The sequence below is a fragment of the Roseomonas sp. TAS13 genome, from assembly GCF_001950415.1.
In the GTDB taxonomy this organism is placed as follows: Bacteria; Pseudomonadota; Alphaproteobacteria; order Acetobacterales; family Acetobacteraceae; genus Roseomonas; species Roseomonas mucosa.
In genome coordinates this window covers 1-2,172 of record NZ_BDLP01000543.1, presented here as the reverse complement: position 1 = coordinate 2,172, position 2,172 = coordinate 1, and the positions used below count along the sequence as shown (strand labels likewise).

Genomic DNA, 2,172 nt, shown 5'->3' with positions numbered 1-2,172 from the left:
GCCTGCTGCCCAGGGCTGGGCGATGACGGTGCCGTCCTCCGCGCGGAGGAGGATTGGGCGCCAGTGCCGGCCGCCGTCGAGCCGTAGCCCCTGCCGGACGGCGTTGGCGTGGTCGAGGACAGCCGAGACTGCACCGAGGCCCATCGGGGTCGTCGGGAGGCTTGACCCGAAGATCACGCGGAGCCAGTCGTCGGTGGGCACCCGCTCGGGGCCGACCGCGAGGGCCGTCGCGAAGCCGTCGATGGAGGAGACGGTCCAGTTCCGGCGGGCGATGTCGGGCTGTGCGGCGAGCCAAGCCTCGAGATCGTCGAGGGCCAGAGCCGGGATGCGCGCCCGACGGCTCACGCGGCGTCCCTTGCGTCCGGCCCGGGGTGCCAGGGCAGGAGCGTGTCGATCTCCGTGGCCCGGACTTCGCCGCGCACCATCCGCTCGAGGACGGAGGTAAGTCACGCCTCCGGATCCCGGCCATGCATCAGCGCGGTGCGGACCAGCGTCGCCGCGATGGCCCAGTTCGCCCCGCCGCCCTCGCTGCCCGCGAAAAGTGCCGCCTTGCGCGTAATGGCCACGGGCCTGATCTGCCGCTCGACGGTATTGGTGTAGAGGGGTGTCCTCAGGATGTCCGTTCTGCCTTCGAGAGTGGGCATGGAACCAGCTTGGCCCGGTTCACATCGGCCAACGGTGCCATGCCATTCAGAGGTGGCAGTGGGAGGGACCACCGGGCTGCGGGCACCCGACGGTGGCGTCCATCCATCCATAGGTCCTAAGCAGCCAGCGTGTGGTGCCTCCGATGCCCGAACCAGGAGAGCCGCGTCCATGGATGACCTGCCTATTGTGGATCAGACAGATGTCGCCGGGGCCGATGGACACATCGACGTATAGTTCCGCCAGCGCCTCCTTAAAGCGGCGCAGGGCGGCCTCGGCCGCGGGTGGAGCGTCATGGGACGGGGTGACCTTCCCATGGCTGAAGCGCATGGACAAGCCGTGGCGGGGCTCCCGGCGGCTCAGTACGGGGGCGCCGACGCGGATGTGCCCGGTGTCGAAGGTCCCCTGGGGGGCGATGTCGAACCAGGGGCCCTCCATGGCATGGAGTTCCTCGTCCGTCAGGGCATCCAGCGCCAGCGACACGGGGGCGAGCCTGGTCGGCGTATCCCCGGGATTGCGCAGGCCGACGAGAACGAGGAGGTCCGGGGCGGGCGAATGGACCTCGCCGCCCATGGCGAACTCGCTTGGAAACGGGAAGGACGCGCCGTCCGTGTGACCACGCATCGGCTTCGTCGACCGCTCGGCCAACTGAACGCCGACATCCTTCTCCGGCCGCGCGACTAGGTTCACGAAGGCGGCCCCTTTGTTCTCGCAGGCGTAGGAGACGAGCCTCGCGCCCGCGAGCGCCATCATCCCAACCGTGAGCCAGCCGAGCGGCCACCAGGAGCGGTCCGCGACCGGCGGGAAGTCCAGAGGGGTCGAGGGCAGCCCGGAGAGGTCGATCCCCGTGCGGACGATGAGCCAGGGCTCCAGGCCGTCGGCAAACTGGCCGAGCAGGGGCCGGTCCTCAGTCGTGAGCGCCGCAGCCGCCATGTCCTTCGCCCGGTCACGTAGTTCCACAGGGCCGATGCAGGGATCCTCGTCAGGCATCGAGGCCAAGGCGGCCGCGAGGCGTTCAGGGGCAAAGACGAGTTCTTGCGGAGGTTCGACGCCAGGCACGGTTCGACTCGGAGAATGCCCATCCTTTCTGCGACAGCAACGGACGTATTGCAATCTCACCGGAAGTCGGTGAAATTTACCGAAGGGCGGTGAGATTCGCCACCGGCCACATGGAACACCCCGGCTAGAGTGTGGCCAGATGGAGACTGCGGATCATGGTTGGTGGCAACGTGGATCAGGCTCCAGAGGAAGCGGGCGCTGCGGAGGCGGGGGCAGCGCATGCCGCGCGTAGGAAGCTCGAGAAGGCAGCGCGCCAGCTCCTTCAGCACGATTTCCACGAGTCTTCCAGAACCCACATCGTCTGGTGCTCCGGCATCGGCCGGGGCGCCGCCAAGGGGTTCGGCGACGCGGCGGACGAGGCGCTCCGTATGTTCCGCCGCCGCTTGGAGGAGATGCTGGACGCTGCGGGCCCGTCCGACCTGGAGCGTTGGTCGCGCAACTTGGCCCAGGACCAAGCCGAGCGCCTGCGGG

4 protein-coding genes are annotated in these 2,172 nt (G+C 68.9%); 1 reads left to right on the top strand and 3 read right to left on the bottom strand.

The features are described 5' to 3' along the window. The 3 genes from ROTAS13_RS23380 to ROTAS13_RS23370 form a co-directional block, all read right to left on the bottom strand. A partial coding sequence (locus ROTAS13_RS23380; protein ID WP_075823570.1) for a UPF0149 family protein occupies positions 1-345 on the bottom strand: 345 nt, incomplete at its 3' end. Between the two features lie 101 nt (positions 346-446). After that, the gene (locus tag ROTAS13_RS27525; RefSeq protein WP_075823569.1) at positions 447-644 is read right to left on the bottom strand and encodes a transposase; all 198 of its coding nucleotides are present in this window, start codon (positions 642-644) and stop codon (positions 447-449) included. Positions 645-690: 46 nt separating this feature from the next. After that, the gene (locus ROTAS13_RS23370) at positions 691-1,701 is read right to left on the bottom strand and encodes a TauD/TfdA family dioxygenase (RefSeq protein WP_139323531.1); all 1,011 of its coding nucleotides are present in this window, start codon (positions 1,699-1,701) and stop codon (positions 691-693) included. A gap of 155 nt (positions 1,702-1,856) precedes the next feature. On the opposite strand from ROTAS13_RS23370, the gene ROTAS13_RS27885 reads away from it, so the two are divergent. After that, positions 1,857-2,172, top strand: a 316-nt coding sequence (locus ROTAS13_RS27885) for a hypothetical protein (RefSeq protein WP_216348733.1), incomplete at its 3' end; no start/stop codon positions are given.

Bases quoted from the DNA above. Each gene is read 5' to 3' on its own strand.
- ROTAS13_RS27525 (WP_075823569.1), bottom strand. From the start codon at position 644: ATGCCCACTCTCGAAGGCAGAACGGACATCCTGAGGACACCCCTCTAC.